Below are 7,645 nucleotides of genomic sequence, written 5' to 3'. Positions count from 1 at the left end.
AGAAGTAGTAGATAAATCATTATTGGAAGCAATGGTAAATAAAGTATTAGGATTAGAAGAAGATAAATATATCGAATCTACATGGAATGCAATGTTACCAGACTTAGAAGCAGCTCAAGAAGTATTAGGAAATGAAAAAGCAACACAGGCAGAAGTAGACGAAGCATGTGATGCATTAACAAGAGCATACTTGAACTTAAGATTAAAACCAAATAAAGATTTATTAAGTGGTTTAATCAATAAAGCAAATGGATTAAACAGTGCAAGTTATACAGCAAAGACATGGGCAGTAGTAGAAAATGAAGTAATGAAAGCACAAGCAGTATTAGAAAATCCAGAAGCAAGCGAAGCAGAAGTAAATGCAGCACATGCAGCTTTAACAAAAGCCCTTGAGGGATTAGTAGCAAAACCAGGAGATACAACTGCAATAAAGACAGGTGACAATAGTTTAATTGGAACAAGTATTGCATTAATGTCATTAAGTTTAGCAAGGATACTATATTTCAAAAAGGAGAAAGTATTAAAATAAATTTACGCTTAAAAAGACTTACTAATTAAAAAATAAATTAGTAAGTTTTTTTATTAAATCATGGGGCATAGTTTACTATATTAAACATTATATTTAATTTTATAAAAATATGTTGATTTTTATAAATTAATACTATATAATCAAATTAAAGCAAAAAAGTAATATATTTTGTGAGAATTTTTTGACCACTCTATTGAGTTAAAGCCATACGGACAGCTAGGTCAAATGCCGGACTGGCAACTTTGTTGCCTTATTGATAGAACAAAAGTTCAAATTTTATAAGTTGATGTTAATGTATTAACATTGAGTTGGTGACTATACAACCGTGTGCTGAGGCACATCACACTTGTGAAACAATCAATAAGAGTAGTAAAAGTAATTCTTGCTATATAGACTCTGACGTAAATAGACTAGGATTTTTTTTGTTGTTCTAATAATATGTCATATTGATACTCAAGTGGGATTGTACCTATTTGAGTTTTTTTATGGAAAAGGGGAATCAAGTATGAACGAGAAATTAAAATTGTATGGTTTTAATAACCTAACTAAATCATTAAGTTTTAATATTTATGATGTCTGCTATGCTAAAGGTCAAAGGGAACAAAAAGATTATATTGCTTATATTGATGAACAATATAATTCAAAAAGACTAACAGATATCCTTTATGAAGTAGCAAATATGATTGGTGCACACGTATTAAATGTATCAAAGCAGGATTATGATCCTCAAGGCGCCAGTGTGACAATGTTGTTAGCTGAAGAAGATATGTTAAAAAATCGCCAAGGGGAAATGAAAGCTGTTGATGATCGAATAATTTTGGGTCATTTAGATAAAAGTCATATTAGTGTTCATACTTATCCTGAGTATCATCCAGAAACAAGTATTGCAACATTTAGAGTGGATATTGATGTAGCTACTTGTGGTGAAATATCGCCATTATCAACTCTAGATTTTTTAATTAGCAGTTTTGATTCTGATATTATTACAATGGATTATCGTGTTCGAGGTTTTACTAGGGATATAAAAGGGAAGAAACTTTTTATGGATAGGCCAATGTCATCAATTCAACAGTTTATTGATAATAAAACACTACTTAATTATGATTCTACGGATATTAATGTCTACCAAGCTAATATGTTTCATACAAAGATGTTAATTAAAGAAATTGATTTACAAAACTATTTATTTAAAACTGATATTTATGAATTGCCACCTAAAGTAAGGTTAGAAATAACTAATAATTTAAGACAAGAAATGATAGAAATTTATAGTGGAAGTAATATTTTTTAGGAGGCTATATGAAATTAGATCAAAGTAAAATGCCTATTTATGAAGCTTTACAACAAATGAAAAGAGACCGTTTAGTACCTTTTGATGTTCCAGGACATAAACATGGTAAAGGGAATCCTGAGTTGACAGAATTTTTAGGTGAAAAATGTATGAGTATTGATGTTAATTCAATGAAACCGTTAGATAATTTATGTCATCCCGTTTCAGTAATTAAAGAGGCCGAAGAGTTAGCAGCTGATGCATTTAATGCAGCACATGCCTTTTTTATGGTTGGGGGAACAACGTCAGCTGTCCAAAGTATGATTATGGCAAGTGTTAGAGCTGGTGAAAAAATTATTATGCCTCGTAATGTTCATCGTAGTGCTATTAACGCAATGATTCTGATAGGAGCTATTCCAATTTATGTAAATCCTGATGTTGATAAAAGATTGGGAATATCTTTAGGAATGTCAATTGATCAAGTAACGCAGGCAATTAAAGATAATCCAGATGCTAAAGCTATACTAGTCAATAACCCTACTTATTATGGAATTTGTTCAAATTTGAAAGCTATTGTTGAATTAGCTCATAAACATAATATGTTGGCTTTAGCTGATGAGGCACATGGAACTCATTTTTATTTCAGTGATGATTTACCAATATCGGCAATGGAAGCAGGAGCTGATATGGCTAGTGTCAGTATGCATAAATCAGGTGGAAGTTTAACACAAAGTTCTTTTTTACTGTTAGGGCAAAATGTGAATGCTGATTATGTTCGACAGGTGATTAATTTGACCCAAACAACAAGTGGTTCATATTTATTAATGGCAAGTCTGGATATGTCACGGAAAAACTTAGCTTTACATGGACAAGAGATATTTAGAAAAGTTAGACATTTAGCTAAATATGCACGTGAAGAAATTAACCGAATTGGTGACTATTATGCTTATTGTAAAGAATTGATTAATGGAAACAGTGTTTATGATTTTGATGTTACGAAACTATCAATATTTACTTTAGATATTGGTTTAGCAGGAATAGAGGTATATGACTTATTACGTGATGAATATGGGATACAGATTGAGTTTGGTGATATTGGTAATATTCTTGCCTATATTTCAGTTGGGGATAGTGAGGCTAATGTTGAGCGTTTAGTTGGAGCTCTTGGAGAGATTCGACGACGGTTTAAAAAAAATCGCACTGGAATGTTTGATCATGAATATATTAATCCTGAAGTTATTATTTCTCCACAAACAGCTTTCTATGGTGAAAAAGAGTCATTATCGCTTGAACTATGTGTTAATCGTGTGTGTAGTGAATTTGTTATGTGTTATCCACCAGGAATTCCTATTTTAGCACCTGGTGAAAAAATAACGAGAGAAATTCTTGATTATATTCAATATGCTAAAGATAAAGGGTGTTTTATGACAGGACCTGAGGATATGGAAATAAATAATCTTAATGTTTTAAAGGGAGAGGTGAAATAAATGGAATTATGGTTTACTGAACAACATACTAATGGTGTAAATTTTTCAATAAAAGTTGATCGACAATTATTTAGTGGACAAAGTGAATTTCAACGAATTGATGTTTTTGATTCTAAAGAATTTGGACGTTTTCTTACTCTTGATGGTTATATGATGTTAACAGAAAAAGATGAATTTATTTATCATGAGATGATTGTTCATGTTCCTATGGCTGTTCATCCTAAAGTAAAAAAAGTGCTGGTTATTGGTGCAGGGGATGGTGGTGTAATTAGAGAATTATGCCGTTATAAGACGATTAAAAAGATTGATATGGTTGAAATTGATAAACTGGTTGTTGAAGTAAGTAAAAAGTATTTATCAACAACAGCATGTTGTTTTGATGATTCAAGACTAAATATTTATTATCAAGATGGATTAAAGTTTGTAAGAAGTAGAGAAAATGAATATGACTTAATTATTGTTGATTCTACAGATCCATTTGGACCTGGAGAAGGATTATTTACAAAAGAGTTTTATGGAAACTGTTATAAAGCATTAAATGATAGCGGAATTATGGTAAATCAGCATGAAAGTCCATTTTATCAAGAAGATGCAATTGCAATGCAACGAGCACATAAGCGAATTGTTGAAAGTTTTCCAATTTCACGAGTTTATCAAGCACATATACCAACCTATCCATCAGGACATTGGTTATTTGGATTTGCTTCAAAGCAATATCACCCAATTAAAGATTTTCAAAAAACGAGATGGAAGGCTAATGGAATAAAAACAAAATATTATAATACAGGAATTCATATAGGGGCTTTTGCTTTACCAAATTATGTAGAGGAGTTACTTAGAGATGTGGAATAAAAATATACAAACGTTTATTGGTTTAGAAGCGTCATTTGATGAAGCAAAGTGTGTGATTTTTGGTGCTCCAATGGACAGTACAACTTCATATCGTCCAGGAACTCGTTTTGCCTCATCAGCTATGCGTCAAGAGTCATTTGGAATAGAGACATATAGTCCATATCAAGATAAGGATTTAGAAGATATCAAAGTATTTGATGGTGGTGATCTAGAGCTTCCGTTTGGGAATCCTCGCAAGTCGTTGGATATGATTCAAGAAACAATAAAAACAATTCTCGAAGCTAATAAACTGCCATGTATGATTGGTGGTGAACATTTGGTAACATTAGGAGCAATAGAGGCAGTTGTAGAAAAATATCCTGATTTACGAATTATTCATTTTGATGCCCATACTGATTTACGTGATGAATATCTTGGTGAAAAGTTATCTCATGCTTCGGTAATTAGAAGAGTACATGACATAGTAGGCAATGGAAAAATTCATCAATTTGGAATTCGTAGTGGGGAACGTGATGAATTCTATTGGGCAAAAGAACATACTAATTTAAATAAATTTAATTTTAAAGGTTTACAAGAAGCTATTGAAGAGTGTCAAAATTATCCAGTATATTTTACGATCGACTTGGATGTATTAGATCCAAGCGTATTTCCAGGAACTGGAACACCAGAAGCTGGTGGAGTAACATTTATAGAATTATTAGAAGCTATAATTGCTGTGAGTAAATTAAATGTTGTAGCTATGGATATTAATGAACTATCACCAGTTTATGATCAAAGCGGTGCTTCAACAGCATTAGCTTGCAAAGTATTAAGAGAACTATTACTAGCGATGAATAAAGGAGAAGAATAAATGAGAAAAACATTAATTATTGGATGTGGGGGAGTTGCAAGCGTAACAATTCACAAATGTTGTCAAAATAGTGAGATATTTGAAGAAATCATGATTGCATCCAGAACAAAGAGTAAGTGTGATAAATTAAAAGCAAAATTAGAAGGAACGACAAAAACAATTATACATACAGCTCAGGTAGATGCAGATAATGTCAAAGAATTAGTAGCATTAATGAAAGACTTTCAACCAGAAGTAGTTTTAAATTTAGCATTACCTTATCAAGATTTAAAAATCATGGATGCTTGTTTAGAAGTTGGCTGCCATTATATAGATACTGCTAATTATGAACCAGAAGATACTGCAAAATTTGAGTATAGTTGGCAATGGGCATATCGTGAAAAATTTGAACAAGCTGGTTTAACAGCAATTCTTGGTTGTGGTTTTGATCCTGGCGTAACAGGTGTATTTAGTGCTTATGCCTTAAAACATGAGTTTGATGAAATTAATTATATTGATATTTTAGACTGTAATGGTGGTGATCATGGTTATCCATTTGCAACTAATTTTAATCCTGAAATCAATATTCGTGAGGTATCTGCCAATGGAAGTTATTGGGAGAATGGGCATTGGGTAGAAACTAAACCAATGGAAATAAAACGTGAATATGATTTTGCTCAAGTTGGCAAAAAAGATATGTATCTATTACATCATGAAGAATTAGAATCATTAGGTTTGAATATTCCAGGAATTAAACGAATTCGTTTCTTTATGACTTTTGGTGAAAGCTATTTGACACATTTAAAATGCTTAGAAAATGTAGGAATGACATCAATTGAACCGATTGAATATGAAGGAAAGCAAATTATTCCATTACAGTTTTTAAAAGCAGTTCTTCCTGATCCAGCCAGCTTAGGACCACGTACGATTGGAAAAACAAATATTGGATGCATTTTCCAAGGAAAAAAAGATGGACAAGATAAAACGTATTATTTATACAATGTTTGTGATCATCAAGAATGTTATAAAGAAGTTGGTTCTCAAGCAGTTAGCTATACAACTGGAGTACCTGCAATGATTGGGACAATGCTATTATTACAAGGAAAATGGAAAAAACCTGGAGTATATAATGTTGAAGAATTTAATCCTGATCCATTTATGGAAGCATTAAATAAATGGGGATTACCATGGATTGAAGATCATAATCCAGTATTAGTAGACTAATGAAGACACCATATTATTTGATTGATGAACAATTATTAGAAAAAAATTTAAAAATTCTTCAAACAGTTAAAAAACAAACTGGGTGTAAAATCTTATTAGCTCAGAAATGTTTTTCAATGTTTAGTGTTTATCCACTTATAGCAAAATATTTAGATGGTACAACAGCTAGTGGTCTTTTCGAAGCTAAGTTGGGATATGAAGAGATGCATAAAGAAAATCATATTTTTAGTGGAGCCTACCGTGATGATGAAATTGAAGAAATTATGAGTATTTGTGATCATGTTGTTTTTAATTCATTTAATCAATGGCAAAAATACCAAGATTTAGCTAAACAGACAGGAACATCTTGTGGAATTAGGATCAATCCAGAATGTTCAACTCAAATTGGCCATGAAATTTATGATCCATGTGCAAAGTTTTCACGTATGGGAGTAACACTAGAAAACTTTAAAGATGAGCTGTTAGAAGGAATAGAAGGTTTACATTTCCATACCTTATGCGAACAAAATAGCGATGATTTAGTAACTACAATAAGAGCAGTTGAAACAAAATTTGGTAAATATCTTAAACAAATGAAGTGGCTAAACTTTGGCGGTGGTCATCATATTACACGTGTTGATTATGATTTAGGTACATTGATCAACGTTATCAATGAAATAAAAGCTAAATATGAAGTTGAGGTATATTTAGAGCCGGGTGAAGCAGTAGCATTAAATGCAGGATATCTAGTATCAAGTGTTTTAGATATTATTAATAATGGAATGAATATTGCAATTATGGATACATCAGCAGCTTGCCATATGCCTGATGTTTTGGAAATGCCATATCGACCAGAAATTATTAATAGTGCTCTACCTAATGAAAGAGAATATACATATCGTTTAGGCGCTCCAACTTGTTTAGCAGGTGATATTATTGGTGATTACTCATTTGATCAGCCTTTACAGATAGGACAACAATTATGGTTTAAAGATATGGCAATTTATTCAATGGTTAAAAATAATACTTTTAATGGTATGAATTTACCAAGTATTGTTTTAAAGCAAAAAGATGATATAAAGATTATTAAAGAATTTGATTATAATGATTTTAAAAATAGGTTATCTTGAGATCAATGTCATTAAGTTAAGGAAATGATATTGAGGATATCGATATAAAAATATTGGTATCCTCTTTTTTTTATAAAAAAGTGTTGACATTTAAATGAGTTTGTGAGGCTTATTATTCATATTTTTTATGAATAATAAGCCTATTGTTTATAGGTATGAACTTTTGGAGGTATGACTTATGAACAATTTTAACTCTCTTAGAAAAAATTTGAATCACTGCATTAAGATTTTGAATAATTCTCGTTCTCTTTTCGTTGAGAATCCTAATACTGATTTTATCCGTAATCGTAAACTTGATTTCTCTACTGTCATTAATAATATCATTTGTTTGGAAGCTGGTTCTTT

6 protein-coding genes and 1 pseudogene are annotated in these 7,645 nt (G+C 31.3%); all 7 read left to right on the top strand.

What is annotated here, in order from left to right; genetic code table 11:
* Nucleotides 1-529: pseudogene (locus BMW96_RS14120) on the top strand (FIVAR domain-containing protein); the annotation flags it as partial.
* Nucleotides 530-1,034: 505 nt separating this feature from the next.
* On the top strand, nucleotides 1,035-1,820 hold the full coding sequence (gene speD, locus BMW96_RS07475; RefSeq protein WP_092354071.1) for an adenosylmethionine decarboxylase: 786 nt from the start codon (nucleotides 1,035-1,037) through the stop codon (nucleotides 1,818-1,820).
* 8 nt (nucleotides 1,821-1,828) lie between these two features.
* On the top strand, nucleotides 1,829-3,286 hold the full coding sequence (locus tag BMW96_RS07470; RefSeq protein WP_092354068.1) for an aminotransferase class I/II-fold pyridoxal phosphate-dependent enzyme: 1,458 nt from the start codon (nucleotides 1,829-1,831) through the stop codon (nucleotides 3,284-3,286).
* A complete protein-coding gene (speE, locus tag BMW96_RS07465; protein ID WP_092354066.1) occupies nucleotides 3,287-4,138 on the top strand; it encodes a polyamine aminopropyltransferase in 852 nt (283 codons plus the stop codon). It begins immediately after the preceding gene.
* Nucleotides 4,128-4,988, top strand: coding sequence for an agmatinase (gene speB, locus BMW96_RS07460; protein WP_092354064.1), 861 nt, complete (start codon nucleotides 4,128-4,130; stop codon nucleotides 4,986-4,988). Before speE ends, speB begins: the two co-directional genes overlap by 11 nt.
* Complete coding sequence (locus BMW96_RS07455) at nucleotides 4,989-6,191, top strand: saccharopine dehydrogenase family protein (protein ID WP_092354062.1); 1,203 nt, start codon at nucleotides 4,989-4,991, stop codon at nucleotides 6,189-6,191.
* Complete coding sequence (gene nspC, locus BMW96_RS07450) at nucleotides 6,191-7,300, top strand: carboxynorspermidine decarboxylase (protein WP_092354060.1); 1,110 nt, start codon at nucleotides 6,191-6,193, stop codon at nucleotides 7,298-7,300. Before BMW96_RS07455 ends, nspC begins: the two co-directional genes overlap by 1 nt.
* Nucleotides 7,301-7,645: the final 345 nt, after the last annotated feature.

It is taken from the genome of Thomasclavelia cocleata, assembly GCF_900102365.1.
GTDB lineage: Bacteria > Bacillota_I > Bacilli_A > Erysipelotrichales > Coprobacillaceae > Thomasclavelia > Thomasclavelia cocleata.
Note: the sequence above shows the minus strand (reverse complement) of the source record. Positions and strands in the feature narration are given on the sequence as shown.

Bases quoted from the DNA above. Each gene is read 5' to 3' on its own strand.
- BMW96_RS07455 (WP_092354062.1), top strand. From the start codon at position 4,989: ATGAGAAAAACATTAATTATTGGATGTGGGGGAGTTGCAAGCGTAACA.
- speE (WP_092354066.1), top strand. From the start codon at position 3,287: ATGGAATTATGGTTTACTGAACAACATACTAATGGTGTAAATTTTTCA.
- speD (WP_092354071.1), top strand. From the start codon at position 1,035: ATGAACGAGAAATTAAAATTGTATGGTTTTAATAACCTAACTAAATCA.
- nspC (WP_092354060.1), top strand. From the start codon at position 6,191: ATGAAGACACCATATTATTTGATTGATGAACAATTATTAGAAAAAAAT.
- speB (WP_092354064.1), top strand. From the start codon at position 4,128: ATGTGGAATAAAAATATACAAACGTTTATTGGTTTAGAAGCGTCATTT.
- BMW96_RS07470 (WP_092354068.1), top strand. From the start codon at position 1,829: ATGAAATTAGATCAAAGTAAAATGCCTATTTATGAAGCTTTACAACAA.